This window comes from Enterocloster aldenensis, from assembly GCF_003434055.1.
GTDB lineage: Bacteria > Bacillota > Clostridia > Lachnospirales > Lachnospiraceae > Enterocloster > Enterocloster aldenensis.
In genome coordinates this window covers 45,313-68,087 of the sequence record NZ_QVEX01000021.1, presented here as the reverse complement: position 1 = coordinate 68,087, position 22,775 = coordinate 45,313, and the positions used below count along the sequence as shown (strand labels likewise).

General features: G+C 53.8%; 16 protein-coding genes. All 16 read right to left on the bottom strand.

Annotated elements, in window-relative coordinates:
* Positions 1-1,548: a UDP-N-acetylmuramoyl-L-alanyl-D-glutamate--2,6-diaminopimelate ligase gene (locus tag DWX59_RS25425; RefSeq protein ID WP_117562926.1), complete on the bottom strand. Its 1,548-nt coding sequence runs from the start codon at positions 1,546-1,548 to the stop codon at positions 1-3.
* A 21-nt stretch (positions 1,549-1,569) separates the two neighbouring features.
* A complete protein-coding gene (locus tag DWX59_RS25420; protein WP_117562923.1) occupies positions 1,570-3,240 on the bottom strand; it encodes a formate--tetrahydrofolate ligase in 1,671 nt (556 codons plus the stop codon).
* 29 nt (positions 3,241-3,269) lie between these two features.
* Positions 3,270-6,224, bottom strand: a complete 2,955-nt coding sequence (locus DWX59_RS25415; protein WP_117562971.1) for a DNA translocase FtsK — start codon at positions 6,222-6,224, stop codon at positions 3,270-3,272.
* A 154-nt stretch (positions 6,225-6,378) separates the two neighbouring features.
* Complete coding sequence (locus DWX59_RS25410) at positions 6,379-7,137, bottom strand: ClpP family protease (protein WP_117562920.1); 759 nt, start codon at positions 7,135-7,137, stop codon at positions 6,379-6,381.
* 172 nt (positions 7,138-7,309) lie between these two features.
* Entirely contained in the window at positions 7,310-8,941 is a 1,632-nt protein-coding gene (locus tag DWX59_RS25405) for a C40 family peptidase (protein ID WP_117562918.1), read from the bottom strand.
* A gap of 112 nt (positions 8,942-9,053) precedes the next feature.
* Entirely contained in the window at positions 9,054-9,851 is a 798-nt protein-coding gene (locus DWX59_RS25400) for an ABC transporter ATP-binding protein (RefSeq protein ID WP_117562915.1), read from the bottom strand.
* Entirely contained in the window at positions 9,851-10,810 is a 960-nt protein-coding gene (locus tag DWX59_RS25395) for an ABC transporter permease (RefSeq protein ID WP_117562913.1), read from the bottom strand. Before DWX59_RS25395 ends, DWX59_RS25400 begins: the two co-directional genes overlap by 1 nt.
* A gap of 250 nt (positions 10,811-11,060) precedes the next feature.
* Positions 11,061-12,119, bottom strand: coding sequence for an ABC transporter substrate-binding protein (locus DWX59_RS25390; RefSeq protein WP_117562911.1), 1,059 nt, complete (start codon positions 12,117-12,119; stop codon positions 11,061-11,063).
* 154 nt (positions 12,120-12,273) lie between these two features.
* On the bottom strand, positions 12,274-13,674 hold the full coding sequence (locus DWX59_RS25385; protein WP_117562909.1) for a sensor histidine kinase: 1,401 nt from the start codon (positions 13,672-13,674) through the stop codon (positions 12,274-12,276).
* 62 nt (positions 13,675-13,736) lie between these two features.
* Positions 13,737-14,423, bottom strand: coding sequence for a response regulator transcription factor (locus DWX59_RS25380; RefSeq protein ID WP_117562969.1), 687 nt, complete (start codon positions 14,421-14,423; stop codon positions 13,737-13,739).
* Between the two features lie 146 nt (positions 14,424-14,569).
* Complete coding sequence (locus DWX59_RS25375) at positions 14,570-15,565, bottom strand: dipeptidase (RefSeq protein WP_117562907.1); 996 nt, start codon at positions 15,563-15,565, stop codon at positions 14,570-14,572.
* A 103-nt stretch (positions 15,566-15,668) separates the two neighbouring features.
* Complete coding sequence (locus tag DWX59_RS25370) at positions 15,669-17,330, bottom strand: SulP family inorganic anion transporter (protein WP_117562966.1); 1,662 nt, start codon at positions 17,328-17,330, stop codon at positions 15,669-15,671.
* 138 nt (positions 17,331-17,468) lie between these two features.
* Positions 17,469-19,019, bottom strand: coding sequence for a cardiolipin synthase (cls, locus tag DWX59_RS25365; RefSeq protein WP_117562964.1), 1,551 nt, complete (start codon positions 19,017-19,019; stop codon positions 17,469-17,471).
* 148 nt (positions 19,020-19,167) lie between these two features.
* Complete coding sequence (locus DWX59_RS25360; RefSeq protein WP_117562904.1) at positions 19,168-19,602, bottom strand: RrF2 family transcriptional regulator; 435 nt, start codon at positions 19,600-19,602, stop codon at positions 19,168-19,170.
* Positions 19,603-19,754: 152 nt separating this feature from the next.
* Entirely contained in the window at positions 19,755-21,392 is a 1,638-nt protein-coding gene (locus tag DWX59_RS25355) for a VanW family protein (protein ID WP_117562899.1), read from the bottom strand.
* A gap of 4 nt (positions 21,393-21,396) precedes the next feature.
* Complete coding sequence (locus DWX59_RS25350) at positions 21,397-22,773, bottom strand: redoxin domain-containing protein (RefSeq protein WP_117562897.1); 1,377 nt, start codon at positions 22,771-22,773, stop codon at positions 21,397-21,399.
* Positions 22,774-22,775 lie beyond the last annotated feature (2 nt).

Here is a 22,775-nt window from a genome sequence, read left to right as displayed (position 1 = left end):
TCATGCCTCTTCACCCAGCTTTCCTACCACCTCTTCTATCACTTCCCTGTCCAGGAAATGGTGGCGTACTCCGTTGATTTCCTGGTAGTCTTCATGTCCTTTGCCGATAACCGCAATCATATCCCCGGGCATTGCATGGCTTATGCTGTATTCAATGGCCTCCCGCCTGTCAGGTATCTCCAGGAACGCGCCTCCGGTCTTCTCAATGCTTCCCCTGATATCCGCTATGATGTCCTCCACCTTTTCATAGCGGGAATTATCCGCTGTCACGATGCTTAAATCAGCCAGCCGCCCGCCAATCTCACCCATGGTATACCTGCGGTCCTTGGAACGGTTCCCGCCGCAGCCAAAGACCACCACCAGACGCTTTGGATGATACTGGCGCAGGGTGGTCAACAGGCTCTCCATGCTTACCGCATTGTGGGCATAGTCCACCAGCACGGTGCACCTGGCAGAGGTGTGTACGATTTCCATGCGGCCATTGACGCGGATATGCTCCAGGGCATGGCCCACACATTCCTTCTTAAGTCCCAGGAAGCTGCACACGCTGACTGCTGCCAGGGCATTATCCACATTGAAAAGTCCCGGGATCCCAAGGCGGACATCCATCTCATACCTGCCCTTCACATCAAATTCAGTGCCCACAAAATCCGGCCGGGACACATAACGGACATCTGAAGCCGTAAAATCAGCCCCGGACTCCCCACTTCCGTGAAGTCCGCCCCTTTCTTCCGTCACGCTATAGGTATAAAGCTCACAGTCCGCGTCCCTTACAATATCCTCAAAATGGCTGTCATTCCGGTTTACAAGTCCAATCCTGCACATATTCAGGAGCCTGGATTTACAGTACAGGTATTCCGCAAAATCCGCATGTTCATCCGGCCCGATATGGTCCGGGGAAATGTTGGTGAAAATACCGTAATCAAAGGTAATCCCATCCACCCGGTGCATCTTGATGCCCTGGGAGGAAACCTCCATGATCATATACTGGCAGCCGCTGTCTGCCATCTGTGCAAATGCCTGGTGCAGCTGCCAGGATTCCGGGGTGGTATTCATGGTCGGGGTCACCTTATCGCCAATCACCGTGCCTGTGGTGCCGATCATGCCCACCTTTTTTCCTGCCGCCTCAAGGATTGTCTTAATCATATGGGTGGTGGTGGTCTTACCCTTGGTGCCTGTGACGCCGATGGTAACCATCTTTGCCGCCGGATAGTCAAACCTGGCAGCTGAAAGAAGGGCCAGGGCGTGCCGTCCATCCCCGGTCTGAAGGACCGTGACCCGGGACAGCTCCTTCTCCGTCAGGCCGCTTTCCTCTGCCGCCTTCCCAAGTTCTTCCTCAATCCCCCGTTCTGTCACCAGCACCCGGACACCGGCCTTTAATACATCCGGCACGAACCGGTGGGAATCCACCCTGGTTCCTGCCATGCACACAAACACCGCTCCCGGCGCAGCCTTTCTGGAGTCATATACCACTTCCGACACTTCCGTGTCCAGGCTGCCCCTGATGCACTCATATTCCAGTCCTTTAAGCCAATCTCTTAATACCATATGAAATCCTCTCTGTCTGTCCTAAAAAAGTCCTGTTATCCTGCCATTCTTATCCACGTCAATATTCTCAGCCGCCGGTTTCTTAGGAAGTCCCGGCATGGTCATGATGGAGCCTGTGAGCGCAACCACAAAGCCTGCACCTGCGGACACATAGGCATCCCGCACATTGATGGTAAAACCAGTGGGCCTGCCCAGCTTTGTCTGGTCATCGGACAGGGAGTACTGGGTCTTTGCCATACATACGGGCAGGTTACCGAATCCCATGTCCTCTATGTTCTTTAATGCCTTTGAGGCAGCGGGCGCATAGGTCACCCCGTCCGCGCCGTAAATCTCCGTGGCGACCGTGTGGATTTTATCCTTTAATGATATATCATCAGGATACAGCACGCGGAAATTGCCCGGCCTGTGCTCCAGGGTTTCAAGCACTTTTTGGGCAAGGGCAATCCCGCCCTCACCGCCCTTGGCCCAGACCTCGGAAAGGGCGAACTCGCAGCTTCTGTCCTCGCAGAACTTCTTGATATAAGCATATTCTGCCTCTGTATCGGTTATGAAGGAATTGAGGGTCACGATGACTGGCACATCGTATTTCTGGATATTTTCAATGTGTTTTTCCAGGTTTACGATACCGCGCTTTAAGGCATCCAGGTTCTCCACGGACAGCTGGTCCTTGGGAACACCGCCATTGTACTTAAGCGCCCTTACCGTGGCAACCAGCACCACTGCGTCCGGCTTAAGGCCAGCCATGCGGCACTTGATGTCCAGGAACTTCTCTGCCCCAAGGTCGGCGCCGAACCCAGCCTCTGTCACAACAATATCAGCCAGCTTAAGGGCGGTCTTGGTGGCCCTTACGCTGTTGCATCCATGGGCAATGTTGGCAAATGGTCCTCCATGCACCAGGGCGCCTGTGTGCTCCAGCGTCTGGATCAGGTTGGGCTTTAAGGCATCCTTTAAAAGGGCTGCCATGGAGCCGGTTGCATGAAGGTCATCTGCGGTCACTGGCTGGCCTGCAAAATCATAGGCCACGATAATCCTGCCCAGGCGGGCTTTTAAATCCTCCATATTGTCAGCCAGACAGAGGATGGCCATGATTTCAGAGGCAACCGTTATGACAAAATGGTCTTCCCTTACCATGCCGTCCGCCTTTGCCCCAAGGCCGATAACGATATTGCGCAGCGCACGGTCGTTCATGTCCTCGCAGCGCTTCCACATCACCTGCCTTGGGTCGATTCCAAGCGCGTTGCCCTGCTGGATATGGTTGTCAAGGAGGGCTGCCAGCAGGTTGTTGGCCGAGGTGATGGCATGGAAATCGCCTGTGAAATGCAGGTTTAAGTCCTCCATGGGGACCACCTGCGCATATCCGCCTCCGGCAGCCCCGCCCTTGATCCCAAAGCAGGGCCCTAAGGACGGCTCCCGCAGGGCGATGATGGCGCTCTTCTTCATACGCCCGAATGCCTCGCCCAGGCCCACTGTGGTGGTGGTCTTACCCTCGCCGGCCGGGGTGGGGTTGATGGCCGTCACCAGCACCAGCTTCCCGTCCGGCCTGTCCTTCACCTTATCCCACAGCTTATCTGTCAGTTTGGCTTTATACTTACCATACAGTTCCAGGTCGTCCTCGGAAATCCCGTAAGACGCCGCAACCTCCTTAATAGGCTGCATCATTGCTTCCTGAGCAATCTCGATATCTGACTTCATGGGTATATCCTCCTTGTTTTTTATATGATTCATGCTTGCTGTTCCATAAACTCCTCAAACTCCTCGGCGCTCATAAGTATCTTCCTGGGCTTGGTTCCTTCTTCCTCCCCAACCACTCCGGCTTCGGCCAGCTGGTCCATGATACGCGCGGCCCGGTTAAATCCAATCTTGAACATCCTCTGAAGCATGCCGATGGATGCCTTGTCCTTTTCTATGATGAACTTGGCGGCCTGGATAAAATACTCATCCCTGTCGCTCTGGCTGCTTCCCCCGTCCATGGAAGGCGAGGATACCCTGCTCTCCACCTCAGGATTATACTCTGCCACCATGCCCTGCTCCGTAAGGAAATCCACTACCCGGCCCACTTCCTCATCCGACACAAAGGCGCCCTGGACACGCTGGGGCTTTGGGAAACCCGCGGGATAAAACAGCATGTCGCCCTTGCCCAGCAGCTTCTCGGCCCCGTTCATGTCGATGATGGTCCTGGAATCCACGCCCGAAGAAACAGCAAATGCAATCCTGGACGGCACATTGGCCTTGATAAGGCCGGTGATGACGTTCACAGAAGGCCTCTGGGTGGCAATGACCAGATGGATGCCCGCTGCACGGGCCAGCTGCGCCAGGCGGCAGATGGCATCCTCCACCTCGCCCGGGGCCACCATCATAAGGTCTGCCAGCTCGTCCACGATGATGACAATCTGGGGCAGTTTCTGAGGTTTTTTCTCATCCTCTATATCCTTAATCTTCTCAACCCGTTCGTTATACCCCTTCAGGTCCCTGACATTGCATTCCGCAAACTTCTTGTAGCGGTCCGTCATCTCAGCCACGGCCCAGTTAAGGGCGCCGGACGCCTTCTTGGGGTCCGTGACCACCGGAATCAGCAGGTGCGGGATGCCGTTATAGACACTCAGCTCCACCACCTTGGGGTCCACCATGATCAGCTTTACATCCTCGGGCTTTGATTTGAAGATGATGCTCATGATCAGGGTGTTGATGCACACGGATTTACCGGAACCCGTGGCGCCCGCGATTAAAAGGTGGGGCATCTTGGCAATATCCGTCACCACCACCTGGCCGCCGATGTCCTTGCCCACTGCAAAGGCCAGACGGGACTTGTGGCTGATAAAGGACTCTGCCTCCAAAAGATCCCTGAGATAAACCATGTTGTTCTCTTTATTGGGCACCTCGATGCCCACTGCGGACTTGCCTGGAATCGGCGCCTCAATCCTTATGTCGGCCGCAGCCAGGCTCAGCTTGATGTCATCGGTCAGGCCCACGATCTTGCTGACCTTGACCCCCTGTTCCGGAAGCAGCTCATACCTTGTCACCGCAGGACCGCAGCTTATGTTGGTGACGGTAACCCCGACGCCGAAGTTATGCAGGGTCTGCTGCAGCTTGATGGCAGTGGCCTTGTATTCTTCCCCTGAAAATGCGCCTGCACTCTTACTGCCCTTCTTAAGCAGGGTGGTGGGAGGGAATACATATTCCTTCTTGACCACCTCTTCCTTTTTCTTAATCTCCTCTGCCACGGAAATCTCCGTATCCCCTTTGGCAGCCCCCTCTTTCTTTTTCTCTATCTTTTTCTTAAGCAGTTCGGTTTCTGTTTCTATGACCTTGCCCGAAGCAGTCACCACACGTTTTGGTTCCTCCGGCACGAATACGCTGTCATAATTAAGCCCCTGTTCCGAGTCATCTTCCATGTATGTATCCGTTTCAGGGTAGTCCTCCTGCTGCTGCCGTCCGGCCCTGTCCCCGGTTCCTGCGTCCCACGGAACCTCCTCTTCGGGCCGGCTGCCCCCCGTTGCCGCATCCACAGCCATATCCATTTCTTCCAGGGTGCGCGGATCCCTATGTACATGGATGACGTCCTGGCTGCCATGAAGGCCCGGGCCGTCTTCCTCCACGGTTATGCCGGTCACCACCGGAACATCTTCCCGCCTGCGCCTGTGTCCCTCAATGGAACGGGCCAAAGCCCCCACGTCATCCATGTCAAAGGAGGCATCCTCCCCGGCACCCGGTTCCAATGGCGGGTCGAATTTGCCCCTGAACTCATTGACCGGGGCAGCAGCCCCAAAATCCATGGACTGCGCGGCAGCGGCCCCACGGTCCATGGCCTCATCCTCATACGGTTCCTCCAAGGCCTCCAGGTCCGCGCCGTATTCCCGGTCAAATGCCGCTTCGTCATAGCTGCCGTATTCATCGTCCCCATCATATTCGTCATAAGCAGTAAGACGGGTGGCATCCAGGTTGACCCCCCGCACCTTCTGCTCCTCCCGGAGCCGCTTCCTCTCCTCCGCCCTCTGGGCGTGGATTTCCCTGCGCCTGTCCATGTCTTCCCTGGCGTACTGGTAAGCCTTGTCGCCGCCCTTTTTCACCACGTTAACAAAGGAGCGCTCCGTGATGCAGACCATGCAGATGATGAACAGCACGGCAAGCACCAGGAAGGTCCCTGGTTTGCCCAGGCCCACCACCAAAAAGGAGGTAAGGATGCCGCCCAGGAATCCGCCGCCCACACCGCTCAGGGTGGACTGCTTATAATAGTCCCCCCAGGGCGCCCCTGCCGGGGTCGTACCGAAAAACAGCTGCAACAGGCCGCAGACCACAAGGACCGCCGCCACCACGGCCGCCAGCTTCATGGCAGCATGAAGGTTGCCCTGGTTGGAAAGGTGGAAACAGGTGCCCACAAAAATCAATATGGGCAGCAGGTAACCCACCATGCCAAAAATCCCCAGCTGCACGCCCCTTAGCACATCCCCGACCACGCCGCATAACTTAAAGTTGCTTAAAAACAAAAGAATGGCAACAGCAAAAGAGCAGATGATGACCACTTCTGCTCTTATAAACTCTGTATTCTCTTGCGTATATCCCTTTTTGCCTGAGGCTTTGCGGCCCTTTGGGGAAGTTGTCTTCTTCCCTGCGGTACTGCCCTTTGGCCTTCCCGGTTTCCTGTTCCCACTCTGCTGTCGTTTACTTGATTCAGCCACAAACATAGCCCCCTGTCATTCTCTTACAAGTCTTTTGACCGGGCCGCGTATCCGGCGTATCCATTTCTGCCATTTGGGCCCAGTTATATTTAGTATACAAAAAAATCATAAGAAATGCAACTTTAACATTTTGCGGCTGCCCATATCCGGCAATCTATCTGTATCGCTTTCTCCCGTCAATCATCTCATACAGTTTCCCCAGGGCTTCCTTAATCCCGCCCACCTGGTTGATGAGTCCTGCCTCCACTGCCTGTTCCCCCACCAGCACGGTTCCCAGGTCCCGGGTCAGCATCTTTGTATTGTGCATCAGGTCCCTTAACTGGTCATATGCAATGTCTGCGTGGCTGGCCACAAAGGTAAGGATCCTGTCCTGGATCATTTCAAAATATTCATAGGTCTGGGCCGTGCCGATGACCATGCCGGTCATGCGCACCGGGTGGATCATCATGGTCCCGGAGGGCACGATAAAGGAGTAGTTGGTGGAAACAGCCAGGGGCACACCGATGGAATGGCTGCCTCCCAGTACCAGGGATACGGTCGGCAGGCTTAAGGATGCAATCATCTCGGCAATGGCCAGGCCCGCGTCCACATCCCCGCCCGATGTGTTAAGAAGGACCAGAAGGCCGTCCACGCTGTCATCATCCTCAATCTCAGCCAGCTTTGGGAGGATATGGTCATACTTGGTGGTCTTGCTGCTGCCGGATGAATTCTCATGTCCTTCCACCTCACCGATAATGGTAATCAGATGGATTTTCCTCTGTTTCTGGTTATCCTCCAGGATAACCTGTCCGTATTCCTCCAGACGGTTGTCCTCTTTTTCTTCTATCTCACGTTCCAGTCTTTTGGCCTCATCATCCTTTTTTACCGGCTCCTGGTTATCCATTTTCTTCTTACTGTTTTTCGCCTGTCCCATGGTCGCAACTTCCTTTCATGAATCATCCTGTGTGTTGATACACTTTAACCATTAGTCTGCGCGTTCAGGAAGAAAATATGCATGATATGATTTTATGGAACGGAAAACAAAAGAAAAAGCAGCCGGCCCCATGTCACTTCCATGAGGGCCGGCTGCTGCCGATGCAATTGGATTAATCGCCTAATACGTTCCTGATAGCCACCGGGGTCCGGTAGTTCCATGTAGATATCTTAATGCCGCTCTTACGGCTGGCCGCATGGACAATCTGCCCGTTGCCGATATACATGGCCACATGGTTCACCTGGCCGCCGCTGCCTGCGTAGAATATCAGATCGCCGGGCCTCATGTTGCCCGAGGTCACCGCCTTGCCCATCTTGGCCTGTGAGCCTGAATAATGAGGCAGTGACACACCGAATTTAGCCAGCACACTCATGGTGAACCCGGAACAGTCCGCGCCCTTTGTCAGGCTGGTGCCTCCCCATACGTATGGATTGCCCACGAACTGGAGCGCATAGTTGACAATCTGCGAACGGCGGGACGCTGCTTTGTTGGCCGCAACCTCTGCCGGCGAGAACTTGATTGCCTCGTTAAGGGCATAACGCACCTCCACGTTATTGTCCCTTGTGGAAATGTAGGCCTTGTCCATGGTGGTCCCGTCTTCTTCATCCACGGAATCCAGTTCAATCTCCACCCATCCGTCCAACTGGGCCACCACCGGATAACGCTCGTCCTTAACAATCTGGGTCCAGATCTTGGCATCCGTGGACGGCTCCGTACGCACGTTCAGCACATCCGTGTTGATGACCGCCCGCAGGGTTGCTGTCTGCATGGCGATATCCTTGGCCTCCTGTCCTGTTGCCGTATACTGGGGGTCTGCGGAAATATATCCGATGATGGGGCCGGATTTAATCTTATACCAGCCGTCCAGTGTCTCCAGTACCTCGCCGGCCGCCTTACTGGTCATCTTGCCGATGATCTTGCCGTCGCTCTTGGGTTCTTCCCGGACATTCAGATAATTATTCACCTTGGAGATGACCAGGTTATCATACTGGTTGATGGCCATGGCCTTCATATCCAGCTTGCGGCCTTCATTCAGGGAATAGGACACCTCTGCGTAATCAGCGGAAATGTAACCTTCTTCTATCTGTATCCATCCATCCTGCTGTCCCAGGACCACATAGCGCTCGCCCTTAAGGGCCTGTCCCACCACATTGCTGGGGTCCAGTTCAGGTGCCTGCCTGATATTCAGGTTATCGGTTGTGACAGTGGCCCTCAGCTTCACCAGTTCCTTTGCCTTTTCCCTGGCTTCATCCCCTGAGATCAGGTATTGGTTGCTGATATAGCCGTCCACGCCGCCTGACGTGATATGGGACCAGTCCCCTTCTGTCTGAAGGATTTCACAGGCCCCGTCCCCTGACAGCTTTCCGATGATCTTGCCGTCCGTACTGGGCGTCTCACGGATATTCAGATATCCGGATACCTGTACGATACCCAGATTGGAATAAGAGTCAATGGTCTTTTGTATCTCCTCCGCTTCCTTCCTGGCCGCTTCCTCCTGCGGGGAAGGGGCACCTGCGGGCTGGGCATCCGAGGAGGTCGCCGCCCCCGCGGCCTGCTGGGACGGCCTGTTCCCGGCTGCGCGGCCTGAAGCCGGCTCCTTCATGGCCGCCTTTACGCCAAGTATAATAATTCCAACCACAATGACCGCTGCCAGCAGGATTAGCAGGTATCTGGGGTCTATGTTCTGATTGCGCTTCTTCCTGGCCTTGTTCAGGCTCGAGATATAATCCTTGTGTTCAAGCATGATTCCATTCGTCTCCAACTTTGTTTTTCGGCATGTAAACTCATACAGCGTAAAGTATATCATATATCCATGGGCCAAAATATGAAAATTTTCTTAAATTTGGAGACATGCCTTATTTTGCCAGCATCATACGGTCATTGGCAAACTCGCCGCCGCTGGCTTCGGCGAACTTTTTAAGAAGGTCATCCACGGTCAGTTTCTTCTTTTCCTCACCGGACACATCGTAAATGATGCGTCCGTCGTGCATCATGATCAGGCGGTTGCCGATCTGGATGGCATCCTTCATATTATGGGTCACCATAAGGGCGGTCAATTTCTGTTCGGTGACCATCTCATTGGTAAGGTCCAGGACCTTTTTGGCTGTCTGGGGATCCAGGGCAGCGGTGTGCTCGTCTAACAGCAGCAGCTTCGGCTTCTGGAGGGTGGCCATGAGAAGGGTCAGGGCCTGTCTCTGGCCCCCGGACAGGAGCCCTACCTTGCTGGTCATCCTGGTCTGCAGTCCCAGGCCCAGGCGGGTGAGCATGTCGCGGTAATAATCCTTTTCCTTGGCCCGGATACCCCAGCCAAGGCCGCGCCTTTTGCCCCGGCGGAATGCCAGGGCCATGTTTTCCTGGATTTCCATGCCTGCCGCGGTCCCCTTCATGGGGTCCTGGAACACACGGCCGATGTATTTGGCCCGCTTATGCTCAGGCTGTCTGGAAATATTGATGCCGCCGATTTCTATTTTCCCGGAATCAATGGGGTATACTCCTGCAATCATGTTGAGCATGGTGGACTTGCCTGCCCCGTTACCCCCGATGACCGTCACAAAATCCCCGTCATTTAAGGAAAGGCTGATTCCGTTTAAGGCTTTCTTTTCATTGATGGTGCCTTTGTTAAATGTCTTGCGCACGTTTGTAAGTTCAAGCATTAGTTTTCCCCTCCCTCTGAATAGGCTTTATGTGCTTTCCATTTGGCCGCTGCCACAGGGACGCACAGGGCCAGGGCCACGATGACCGCGGATAGCAGTTTCATGTAGTTGGGGTTTAATCCCAGCTGAAGCACAATGGCACGGATGACGAAATAGATGACGGATCCGATCACGGCTGCCGCCAGTTTACATGCGAAATTCCTGAACCATCCAAAGAGCACTTCACCGATGACAATGGCTGCCAGGCCAATGACAATGGCCCCGGTCCCCATCTGTATGTCCGCGTATTTCTGGCTCTGGCATACCAGGGCGCCGGACATTCCCACCAGGCCGTTGCTGAGCATCAGGGCCAGCAGTTTGGTTAGCTTGGTATTGACGCCAAGGGCGCGTATCATGTCTTCATTATTGCCCGTTGCCCTAAGGGCGCTTCCAATCTCCGTCCCGAAGAACCAATAGAGGATGGCCACCACTATGACAGCCGCCACAATACCGATGACCTGGGAGGACTGGGCCTGGCTGAGCCCGGCCGCGCCGGACAGCCGGCTGACCATGGTGTCCACCTTTAACAGGGGCAGGTTGCTCTTATTACCCATAATCCACAGGTTGATGGACCACAGGGATATCTGGGTCAGGATTCCTGCAAGGATGGAAGGAATCTCAAACACGGTGTGCAGGATGCCGGTAACAAATCCGGCTGCCATACCGGCCAGGGTCGCCACTGCCAGGGCCGCCACCGGATTCCTTAAGAACACCGCCACCGGGTTCATGGACTTGTTTAAAATCAGCATGGCGCATACACAGCCGCCCAGGGCAAAGCTGCCGTCCACGGTCAGGTCCGCTATGTCCAGCAGCTTGTAAGTGATGTATACGCCTAATACCATGATTCCCCAGAGCACGCCCTGGCCCACCGCATCCAACATCGCAGGTCCCATGCCCTGCAGTGCATTTAAAATGTTCATTTATATGACCTCCATATGTACTGTTAACTCCTGTCACTGCCTCCCTGTCTTGATAAATAGCTTGCCCAAACAGACCACACCTTCATCAGACGGCTTGAGCAAACCATCTATATCCGACTATCCGACATGCCCTTTGGTGTATGGAACAGGCCCTAAAACAGGTGCCGCGTAAAGCGGGAGTAAACCCGGCCTCACTGCGGCACCGCCCTATCATCCACCGGCATTTCCATAGAATATGGAATACACTGTCTTATTTCAGATTGGATACATCAATACCAAGTGTTGCTGCTGTTTCCTCATTCACGGTCAGTTCACACTTTTCTACCGGCAGGTACTCAATCGGCATGTCTGCAGGTGACGCCCCTTCTGTAAGGATCCTCACCGCCTGCTGGCCGGTCATGTAGCCCAGCTGATAATAATCAATGCCGTAGGTTGCAAGTCCGCCGTTATCCACCATACCGGATTCACCGCAGATAACAGGAAGGTTGTTGTCGCCTGCTACCATGCCAACGGTTGTCATGCCTGCCGCAATCGTATTGTCAGTGGGCGCGTAGATTGCGTCAACCTTGCCCACCATGGACTGTACCACGGTCTGGATCTCATTGGAACTGGACACGGTAAAGTCCTGGCTGGTCATACCAGCAGCCTCGATTGCTTCCCTGGCCATCTGTGCCTGTATCTCGGAATTGGACTCAGCGGAACAGTAAAGGATCCCCACCTTCTTTGCATCCGGAAGGATCTGCTTTAACAGGTCAATCTGTTCCTTAACAGGAGTCAGGTCAGACGTTCCTGTCACATTGCCCCCCGGCTTCTGGTTATCATCCACAAGGCCGGATTCAGCCGGGTCTGTCACTGCTGTGATCAGCACCGGTGTGTCTGTCACCGCGCCGGCCACTGCCTGTGCCGCGGGCGTTGCGATTGCAAGGATCAGGTCCTTCTTGTCATTGGCGAACTTGGATGCAACGGTCTGGCATGCGGACTGGTCCCCGGATGCGTTCTGTGAATCCAGGTCATATTGGATGCCTGCCTCATCCAGGGCTGCGATGAAGCCCTCGTTGGCAGCGTCCAGGGCTGTGTGCTGTACCAGCTGAAGGATACCGATCTTATAGGTTGTGCCCTCTGCTGTCTGTCCTGCGCCCTCTCCTGCCTCGGATGCAGCCTCTGTGCCTTCCTCAGAAGATGCGGCTGTCACTGCCTCTGTTGATTCTGCTTTTGTGGTCTCTGCGGTGCCGCCTCCTGAGCATGCGCCCAGGGACAGGACCATGGCTCCGGCCAGGACCAGGGACATGATTTTTGATGTCTTTTTCATAATGCTCTCTCCTCTTTTAACCCAAATATTGCTCCCGTTCAGGGATGTTTCCTATCATACTACAAAAAAATTCCGCCGTCAATTTTATTGCTTTAAATTCCTATGGTTTTAAAGCAATAAAGTGTATTTTTTTCAGTACAATGCAAAACAAGGCTTATATCCCATCCCGGTCCATGGGAATGGTCACCACAAACTCCGTGCCCTGTTCCAGCCTGGAGGTCACGTGGATGATTCCCTGATAAAAATTCACGATGTGCTTCACAATGGACAGCCCAAGGCCGGTTCCGCCCTGTTTCCGGCTGCGTCCCTTGTCCACCCGGTAAAACCGTTCGAAAATCCGGTCCAGGCTTTCCTCCGGAATCCCCATTCCGTTATCCCGTACCCGGATTACCATGCTGCCGCCCTGCTCCCGGATATTAATCCACACCTGGCCGCCCGGATGATTGTACTTGACCGCATTGCTCAGCAGGTTGGTGAGAAGTTCCTTCATCTGCTGTACATTGGCCCGGATGCAGAGAGGCTGGCAGTCCGCATGGAGGAACACCTGGCTGGACGCTGCCTGTGGTTTCAGGCTGTCCATGATTTCCTCCAGCAGCACGCTGATGCGCACATCCGTCATCACCACCTCGGCGTCCTTTGCCTCCAGCTTGGAAATCATCAGGATATCGTTAATCAGGCCAGTCATATTGACCGCCTCTTTCTTAATCCTCCTGGCAAAATCCATTTTCATGGATTCATCCTGGATCAGACCGCTTTCCAGCAGTTCCGCATATCCCTGGATGGAGGTGATTGGCGTCTTAAGCTCATGGGAAGCATTGCTGAAAAACTCCTGGCGTATCTGCTTTTCCTTTTCAATCTGGCTTAGGTACTCCTTGACATTCTGGGACATGTTGGTGATGGTCTCTGCTATGACATTGATTTCCGGATACTGGTACCGGTCAAAATGAAGCTCCGTGTAATCCCCCTTGACCTGGAGCATTTTCCCGGAAATGTCCCTCATGGGACGGGTCACGGAGGAAACGAACCTCCGGGTGGTCACCAGGGAGCAGATGAGGGCTGCCAGAAAGCTGACAAGGGCTGCCGGAAACAGCATGGGCAGGTATTCGCTGATGCCGGAATAAGGCACGGCCAGGCGCAGCACCATGTCTGCATGGTCTGAGCGGCAGGCCACATAGAGCATGGTCTTTTTAAGGGTGGAGGAATACCTTCTGGCGTATCCCTCCCCCTCCTCCACCGCTTTCCTGATTTCCTCCCGCCCCAGATGGTTATCCAGGTATTCCGCATCCGCATCAGAATCCGTTATCACGGTCCCATCCGTGCGTATCAGGGTGATCCGGCTGGAGTCCATGTCGGTAAATGCCTCCAGATGCTGCATCTGGCTCATTAAATCCCCGTCATAATCCAGTATGCTGTCAATCGCCTTGATGGTGTATCTCATGTCCCTGCTGGACGTATCCAGTATCATGTTGCTGCTTGCAATATAAAATATGACGCTGTGAATACACAGCGCCGCTAATAACACAAGGATAAAACGTTCCAATATGGCCTTACGCATGATTTCCTCCTTTGTTCCATGGGATTTAGTACTGCATTCACCGGTATCTGCAAAAGGCTGTCCTAAGCATCCGCCTTGATGACGCGGTAGCCGACGCCCCGCACCGTCTTGATGCAGGAACCGCCCTCATCGCCCAGCTTCTGGCGCAGGGTGCGGATGTGCATATCCAGTGTGCGGGTTTCCCCGTCATATTCATAACCCCATATCCGGTTCAGCAGTTCATCCCTGGTAACCACCCGGGACTGGTTCTCCAGCAGATAGACCAGGAGTTCAAATTCCTTTAGGGTAAGTTCGCACGGATGTCCGCTGCTGATCACTTCCCTGGTCTTCCTGTTTACCGATATCCCCTGATAAGACAGGACATCCCTGGACGCCTCCCGCCTGGTCCTGCGCAGCAGGCTGCGGATCCGGGCGGAAAGTTCCAGCACCCCGAAGGGCTTCACCATGTAATCATCAGCGCCGCAGTCCAGTCCTATGACCTTATCCAGTTCCTTTTCCTTGGCCGTCAGGAGCATGATGGGAATATCCTTAAGGCCGTCGGTCTGCCGCACCTGCTTAATGGCCGCAATCCCATCCATTCCGGGAAGCATCCAGTCAAAGATGGCCAGGTCCGGCTGTTCCTCCTTCATCCTTTTAAGGCCCTCCTCCGCTGTCTCAAACCCTTCTGAGCCATACCCGAATCCCTCCAGGGCAATTTTTAACAGGTTCCTTATATTCTCATCATCCTCTATGATGTAAATCTTCTCCATTATCCGCTTATCCGCCTTTCCCGGCATGCCTGCCTGTTCTATCCTTTCCACGATGGTCCGGACCGTGGACTTTCCATGTAAACAGCATACCAAATGCAAGTAAAATCCGCTCCATAGGAATGTAAAATCCAGGTAAATTATTTAAATTAAAGGATTTCCCTGTAAACACGTAGCACATTTTTGTAAAATACAGCCTCGATTTCGGATTGGCTGAACCCTTCCCGCTTCATGGCATCTGCCAGCATGGGCACCATGGACGCGTCCTTCATCTCCAGTTCGCATTCAATGCCGTCAAAATCCGACCCCAGCCCCAGGCACCCGATCCCTCCCACATTGCGGATGTGCTTCATGTGCTCCACCATATAGGATACCCTGCTTACCGGTGCCTCATCCTGACAGAAGTCCCTTAAAAAACAGGTATAATAATTGATTCCCATGACGCCGCCCCGGTCTGCCAGTTCCCGTATCATGTCATCGGTCATGTTCCTTGGATGGGACGCCACTGCCCTTGCATTGGAATGGCTTGCCACGAAGGGCTTCTTCGTATGCCGGAACACATCCCATATGCCGGCATCATTCAGGTGGGACACATCTATGATCATGCCCAGGCGCTCCATCTCTTCCACGAACTCAATCCCCGTGCCGGTCAGGCCATTGGATTGGTCCGGCACCAGATACGTGGTTCCGTCCTCACGCCGTTCCCTTTTGTTGGGAAATCCCAGCTCATTGGGGAAATTCCAGGTCAGTGTCATCATCCTGACCCCCAGACGGTAGAAATCCCGCAGGAACCTGAGGCTGCCCTGGCAAACGCCGCCCTCCTCGATGGTCAGCAGGGCCGACATCCTGCCCTTCCTCCAGTTGTCCTCAATATCCCGGTAGGACCGCACAATGCCAATCATGTCACTGTGGGCCTCCATCTCCGTATAAAATGTATCCAGAAGACCCATACAGTATTCAAATGGTTTTCCCTCCGCCCGTTCCAGGCTGGTGAACAAGGCAAAATTCTGGAGTCCGTAATCCCCTGCCTGCATTTTCTTAAGGTCTATCATCAGGCTGTTCTCCAGTATGGAGGAACTGCCTCCCTGCAAATGGTCTTTATGTAATTCAGATATGGTATCACAGTGCATATCGATGACTTTCATCCTATATCCCCTTTTCCCGGTTTCGTATTCACAATCTATTCCCGGCAGCAGCGGTTTATGCCCGCCAACGCGCCTTCTCCCTAACTGCCCGGTCCATTTCAGTCTATACCGATCCACTGCGCCTGTCAATGGCAGAGGCGCGCTCAAGGGCCGCATCAATGGAGGGGCAGATATTATCATGTCCGATTTCCCGGTCAAAGCCCGACCTGGCCATAACGGACATGGGATGTTCATTGACATGGGACAGGATCATGGTCACATGTGCCTTCCTGCAGCGCCCATTCAGCTTCTTCAGGCTGTTAAGGGCGGTGGCATCCATGGCCGGGACACTGCGCATCCTGAGTATCAGCACATGCTTCCTGGAATCAAAGGGTATCTGGGCAATCTTGTCCGCCGCGCCAAAGAACATGGGGCCGCTGACCTCGAACACCATCACATGGGCTGGAACCGGCTTTAAGTCAATCCGCTCCGCGTCCTCCCCTTCCCTGTAATCCTCCGCATACTTCCATCCGTAAATATCAGACACATCCGCCATCCGTTTCATGAACAGGAAGGAGGATAACACAAGCCCCACGCCGATGGCCAGCACAAGGTCAAAGACCACGGTCAGGAAAAATGTAATCAGCAGCACCGCCGCATCACTTTTAGGCGAGGTTTTCACCACGTCAGTGAATTCCCTCCACTCGCTCATGTTATACGCAACCATGAACAGGATGGCGGCAATGGCCGGCATGGGAATCAGGGCCGCATAGGGCATCAGGAATATAAGCACCAGAAGCAATACCACGGAATGGACCATGCCGGCCATTGGCGTGCGTCCCCCGTTCTTGATATTGGCAGCCGTCCTGGCAATGGCCCCTGTTGCCGGGATCCCGCCAAACAGGGCGGACGCCGCATTGCCTGCGCCCTGGGCAATCAGTTCCATATTGGAGTTATGCCTTCCTCCCACCATGCCGTCAGCCACCACGCAGGACAGGAGGGATTCAATGGCAGCCAGCACGGCAATGGTCAGGGCATCCGGCATCACCTTCTGAATCAGGCCAAATGTGATATGGGGCATATGGAACACCGGCAGGCCGGAGGATATGGTATACAGGTCCCCAATGGTATTCACCTTCAGGTCCAGCCCCTTTACCAGGACAGCCGACACAATGACAGCCACAAGGGACGGCGGTATCTTTTTGATAAATCTGGGCCATATGATAAGGATTGCCAGGGACAGGGCACCTATGAGCACTGCCATGGGGTTTAAGGTATCCATACACACAAAGACTTCCCTGAGCTTCTCCATGGTCTCCACCGGGGAATGTAAAAAGGTTATCCCCATGAAGTCCTTAATTTGGCCGATGAAGATGGTAACGGCTATGCCTGTGGTAAACCCGGTGGTGATGGTATACGGTATGAACCGTATCAGGCTTCCCAGGCGCAGCACGCCCATGACAATCAGCAGGATGCCGGCCAGTATGGTGGCAGCAGCCAGCCCCTCCATGCCGTTCTTCAGCACGATCCCGGCCACGATGGTGGCAAAGGCAGCGGTGGGACCGGCAATCTGCACCTTGCTTCCTCCTAAAAAGGAGATGATGAAGCCAGCCACGATGGCAGTATAAAGGCCCTGCTCCGGCGTAACGCCCGAAGCAAGGGCCAGGGCGATGGACAACGGCAACGCAATGATTGCCACTATGATGCCTGATATCACATCTGCTGTAAATTGTTTTCCGGTATACTGTTTCATGGACAGAAACAGCTGTGGTGTTAAATCTTTCATACTCATTTCCCTATCCTTTGTTAAATATAAAATTTTTATAAACTATTTAACTATATATGGAAATGGGTGGTTCCATCAAGAGCTTTCCGGAATGTTTCTCATATAATACAAAATCATCCTTAAAACATACGCCCCCTCCTACATCAGGGGGGCCACCAGCCGCATCAGCCGTCCCAGCTTCCTGCCGCCCCAGCTGTAATCCCTGCAATCCTCCATGGTAATCCGGCTGCATTTCATCAAGGTATCCTGATAATCCTTTTCCACATCCAGGACCACGGGATTCCGGTATATATAAGCAGCACATTCAAAATGCAGGTACAGGCTTCTGAAATCCAGGTTAATGGTTCCCACCACCGCCTTCTCGTCATCGCTGACAAATACCTTTGCATGTACAAAGCCCGGCGTATATTCGTAAATCTTCACACCTGCCTCAATCAGCTCAGGATAATAGGTCCTTGCCAAAAGATACGCATACTTCTTATCCGGGATATGGGGCATGATGATGGCCACGTCAATGCCGCGCTTTGCAGCATAACAGAGTGCATTTTCCATCTCGTCATCCAGTATCAGGTACGGGGTCATGATATGGACATAATTCTTGGCCTGGTTAAGGATATCCAGATACACCCTTTCCCCCACCTGTTCCCGGTCCATGGGGCTGTCCCCATAGGGAAGGACGAAGCCCCCGGTTTCCCCTTCCCCGGTTTCTGCGGCGCCTCTTGGCAGTACGTAACGGCCAAAGTCATCCTGTTCCCGCTCCGTTACATTCCACATCTGCAGGAACATCATGGTGAAGCTGTTCACCGCGTCTCCTTTCAGCATCACGGCCGTATCCTTCCAATGGCCGAACCGTACTTTCCTGTTAATATACTCATCCGCCAGGTTTACCCCGCCTGTAAATGCGGTCTGGCCGTCAATCACCACAATCTTGCGGTGATCGCGGTTATTCTGATAGGTGGACAGGGTGGGCTTGATGGGTGAGAACATCTTGCACCTGATTCCCTTCCCCTCCAGTACCTTAGGATACCGGTAAGGCAGCAGCATCAGACAGCACATCCCGTCATACATGACACGGACCTCCACGCCCTCCTTTACCTTCTCTTCCAGGATTTCCAGGATACTGTCCCACATATATCCCCGCTCAACAATAAAATACTCCATAAAGATAAAATGCCTGGCAGCCCTGAGTTCCCGCTTCAGGGCCTCAAACTTGTCCTCCCCCAGCGGAAAATACTCCACAGAGGTATTTTCATATACCGGGTACCCGGCATAATCCTTCATATAATCAATCAGATGGCTGCTCCTCTGGCTGGACTTCCTGATTTTCTCCTGTACGGCCAGGTCCTGGTTCAGATAGGGCGCCGCGGACTTTATGGTGTTCTTAAGACGCCTGGCCAGAAGCTTGGTCTGAAACTGCATCTGGACAAAGATATAAAGCAGCACCCCGAATACGGGAATCACCAGCACGGGCACGATCCAGGCCATCTTAAAGCTGGAATTGATGGGCTCGTTGAAAATATATATGATGACCACGGCGCTGAGCAGGATGGACACCACATATATGATATGGACATAATCCTCCAGCCACCTGAACACCCCGAACAGGATCCCCAGCTGTATGGCCATGAACAGGATGACAAACGCTGTCCGCCCAAATATGATCCTGAATAATCCCCGCAGTTTTTTCATCATTCACTCACTCCTCTTCTGTTTTGTCCGGTTTTCCTATTATCTCATGACCCGGCCTGTTTTGCAAGCCGTCAGGCCTGCCGGCATGTCTGTGTTTCCATCATACGTCTTTGCCGGAAAGCAAAAAGGCGCCGCGGCCTGACCGGAATTACCTGGTCATCACCGCTGCGTCTTTTCCAAATATCCTGTGGTCTAAATCAGCTATTGTCACGTGACTCAGCCGTTCCCTGCAGCAACGGTCCAAATCACCATATAATTCATCCATCACCCCGGCCATGCCTGAGGCAATCATACAGCTCATATGAGGATCCCCGCTCTTCCATGAAACTGTCACGAATGGGGTCTCAAGGGCCTCTGCCACCATGGACAGGGTTATCTCCTGGCTATCCCGGTGGAACAGGTATCCGCCGTCCACGCCTTCCTTTGTCTTCACTAAGTCAGCCTTTTTAAGCTTTGCCATGACTTTGCGGATTCTCGCTGCATTGGTACAGACGTTATCTGCCAAGCCCTCGCTGGAATACACCTGGGCCTTATGGTTGAGAAAAACCAATGCATGGACTGCAATTGTAAATTCGCTTGTCACTTTATCACTACTCCCCTTTCACACACCAGAACATCTGGTACATCTTTGTAAATAATACCATTAATTCCAGAAAAATGCACTGCTTTTTTCGAATATTTTGTAATCGTTCAGGCTGCGCAGGTTCCCGCCGCCAGAACAGCTGCAATATTTTCTCAGCCCCCATTGCCAGGCCCTGCCAGGTTAAGGTCCGGTATCCCCATATCAGGCATGTTCTGTATGACAATCTCCCGGCCCTGTGTTTCCGGTCCTGTTGTATCCGGAACCGGACCGTCCTGGCCGGTTCCGGCCTGGGGAACCGCATCCCGGGAAGGCGCCTCCTGGTCCCCTCCGGGCATTCCTGCTCCATTCCGGTTCCCATCTTCCTGCAGCCCGGCTGCCTGGTCCGCGTTTTCCCGGCCCGGTACCTCCCCGGACGGCACGGCAGAGGAGTTCCTCTGTATCTTGGCAGCCTTTGCCTTGTATGTGCTGGTATGCAGCGCCGTCTCTTCCAGCAGTTCGCCGTCCTTCTTTACCTGCCGGTATGTCTTCCACACAGATCCCGGCTGGGCCTGTTCCACTATCTTTTCTTCCCCGTAAGCCAGTTCCGGATTCTCCTCATACACTGGTTCCGGCGGCTCCAGGTCCCTGACCTTTTCCGAGCGCATGGATACGGTCTTCCCGTCCTCCAGCACCGGCAGCCCTACGATTGACAGCTTCAGTTTATTGTCGGCAAATGCTGCCCGCAGCCCAATGGATGTGCTGCCTGTATTGACAAACCGCAGGTCTGGGCCAGCATAACCGTCAAAGCTTACCATGGCGTCCTGTCCCTTCTCAATATAGCTTGGGGCAAAGCTGTGGAAATTACGCTCCGTGGTCTTAAAGCCTGACTGGATGATTGCGTGGTACAGGGTGGTGGATACCTGGCATACGCCTCCGCCCGGCTCCTCAATCAGTACCCCGTTCCGGTACGCGCCTGCCGGCTGGTATCCCTTATCGCTGGTACGGTTCCCGGTTGCCATGTTAAAGGAAAACTCCTCACCCGGATTTAACACCAGGCCGTCGACCGCATCCGCTGCCAGACGGATGTTCTGGTTCCGGTTCTTATTGCTGGTGGTGGTGGTGGAAAATGTACCTATGACCTTATACTGTTCCTTTGCCTGGGCCTTTGTGCGGACCGGGGCCACCGACAGGAACGATGCCTGTATGACCGGGCCGGGCCGGGTTTCCTCCCGGCCGTTTTCTCCTGCCTGTCCCCTGCCCTGCCCGCCTCCTTCCTGCTTCCAGGCCTTCACTTCCCGGAACAGTTCCTCTGCCAGCCTGCCTTCATCCAGCACCCGTCCATACACCTCATCGGAATACAGGTATGTGCCTGTCTCCTTATCAAAGGCTTCCATCTGGGAATCCACCGGGTTCCGGTTCCATTTTGCAGCAATCCGGGCCGCCTGTTTTTCCAGGGATGCCCTTATGGATGCATCATCCGTTTCCTGGTACCATCCGGCCAGGATTTCCACGGTTTCCGTATCATTTACATCCACCACCCGGATACTCCATTCCTGCGGTAAATATTCCGGTTCCCCACTGTCCCCAAAACCGCTGTCCCTGTCATTGGCCAGGCCCTTTGCTGCGGCGGGATTGGCGGGCGGCATCTTTGCGCTTACCTGGGCATTGTCCTGCGTCTTCTCCTTTCCCGTCCTCAGTTCCACGATTCCGTATAGGATGGCGGCAGCGGCCAGCGCTGACAGCAACCATGTTTTACGCCAGATATGCCTTGCTCTTCTGTTATGGTTTCTTCTGCCTCTGCCTCTTTTCATGCTTTTAACTCCGCTTCCCTTCCATTGTCTGTTTAATTATGCTCTTCATCATGTCTTCACTCAGCTGTCCGCTGGCATATCCAAATACATTTCCGTCCTTATCAATCATAAATGTGGTGGGATAGGAAAATACGCCATAACCCATAAAGATATCGCCTGTGGTATCCATCAGGACAGGATAGGTATATCCGTGCTCATCCAGAAAATCCTTAATCCCTTCCTCTGAACGCTCGCTTCCCATGCCCGGGGCAGCGATTCCCAGTACAACCAGGGCGTCGTCCCCTTCTGTGTCATATGTTTCATATAATTTCTGGATATCCGGCATCTCGGCACGGCATGGCGGACACCAGGTTGCCCAGAAATTAAGGAACACGGTCTTGCCTTTGTAATCCGACAGGGTGTGGGTATTCCCATACTGGTCTGTCAAGGTGAAATCAATGGCAGGAAGCGTCTGCTCATCTGCCGTCCCTTCATCTGCTCCTGTATGGGCCGCGCTTGTATCCGTCCCTTCTTCCTCTGATTCTGTATGGGCCGCGCTTGTATCCGTTTCTTCTTCCTCCATGCTGTGTCCTGCAGCGCCCTGGCTCCGGGACGTATCATCCCCGCCATTGCCGCCGGCCGTTTTATCATCCGATGCAGCGAACGGCGCCTGGAATGTGGAAAGATATCCGGTCACGGCATTCATCCTGCCTGTGAACATCAAAAGCCCCATGACCAACATCAGGACGCCTCCCACCTTAACCGTGTACTTCACCACATTGACATGTGTCTTAAAGAACTCCAGAAGCGAGGTTGTAAACAGTCCCACTGCCAGGAACGGAAGGACGAAACCAATAGTATACACGCCAATCAGTCCAAAAGCCATTGCCTTGGTGCTTGCGGAAGCCGCCATCAACAGCACGCTGGCCAGGGCCGGGCCCACACATGGGGTCCATGCAAAGCTGAAGGTAAATCCCATGAGCAGCGCCGTGAATGGCGACATGGCCAGGGCATCCAGTTTAAACGGAAGCCTCCGTTCCTTGCCCAGTACCTGGGATGTGCCGAAAAAGCCCAGCTGGTACAGTCCAAAAAGCACCACCAGGATGCCTCCCACCCTGGCAAACATCAGCTGGTTGCTCTTAAAGAAATTCCCCATGGCTGAAAAGCCGAATCCCAGCAGGAAGAATGCAAAGCTTACGCCAATGACAAAACAAAGGGTATGGATCATGACCTTTTTCCGCTCATAGTGGATGCGGCCATCCTCCCCGCGTTTTCCGGTCCCTCCTGACAGATATCCGATGTACAGGGGCAAAAGCGGAAGCACGCAGGGTGAGAAAAAACTGACCAGGCCCTGAAGGAATACGGTCAGGACAGGTACGCTTATATCAAATGAAAATCCCATAA

What these genes read in the sequence shown, in the direction of transcription:
- DWX59_RS25425 (WP_117562926.1), bottom strand. Translation starts at nt 1,548, where the DNA reads ATGGTATTAAGAGATTGGCTTAAAGGACTGGAATATGAGTGCATCAGG.
- DWX59_RS25420 (WP_117562923.1), bottom strand. Translation starts at nt 3,240, where the DNA reads ATGAAGTCAGATATCGAGATTGCTCAGGAAGCAATGATGCAGCCTATT.
- DWX59_RS25410 (WP_117562920.1), bottom strand. Translation starts at nt 7,137, where the DNA reads ATGGGACAGGCGAAAAACAGTAAGAAGAAAATGGATAACCAGGAGCCG.
- DWX59_RS25405 (WP_117562918.1), bottom strand. Translation starts at nt 8,941, where the DNA reads ATGCTTGAACACAAGGATTATATCTCGAGCCTGAACAAGGCCAGGAAG.
- DWX59_RS25400 (WP_117562915.1), bottom strand. Translation starts at nt 9,851, where the DNA reads ATGCTTGAACTTACAAACGTGCGCAAGACATTTAACAAAGGCACCATC.
- DWX59_RS25395 (WP_117562913.1), bottom strand. Translation starts at nt 10,810, where the DNA reads ATGAACATTTTAAATGCACTGCAGGGCATGGGACCTGCGATGTTGGAT.
- DWX59_RS25390 (WP_117562911.1), bottom strand. Translation starts at nt 12,119, where the DNA reads ATGAAAAAGACATCAAAAATCATGTCCCTGGTCCTGGCCGGAGCCATG.
- DWX59_RS25385 (WP_117562909.1), bottom strand. Translation starts at nt 13,674, where the DNA reads ATGCGTAAGGCCATATTGGAACGTTTTATCCTTGTGTTATTAGCGGCG.
- DWX59_RS25380 (WP_117562969.1), bottom strand. Translation starts at nt 14,423, where the DNA reads ATGGAGAAGATTTACATCATAGAGGATGATGAGAATATAAGGAACCTG.
- DWX59_RS25375 (WP_117562907.1), bottom strand. Translation starts at nt 15,565, where the DNA reads ATGAAAGTCATCGATATGCACTGTGATACCATATCTGAATTACATAAA.
- DWX59_RS25370 (WP_117562966.1), bottom strand. Translation starts at nt 17,330, where the DNA reads ATGAAAGATTTAACACCACAGCTGTTTCTGTCCATGAAACAGTATACC.
- cls (WP_117562964.1), bottom strand. Translation starts at nt 19,019, where the DNA reads ATGAAAAAACTGCGGGGATTATTCAGGATCATATTTGGGCGGACAGCG.
- DWX59_RS25355 (WP_117562899.1), bottom strand. Translation starts at nt 21,392, where the DNA reads ATGAAAAGAGGCAGAGGCAGAAGAAACCATAACAGAAGAGCAAGGCAT.
- DWX59_RS25350 (WP_117562897.1), bottom strand. Translation starts at nt 22,773, where the DNA reads ATGGGATTTTCATTTGATATAAGCGTACCTGTCCTGACCGTATTCCTT.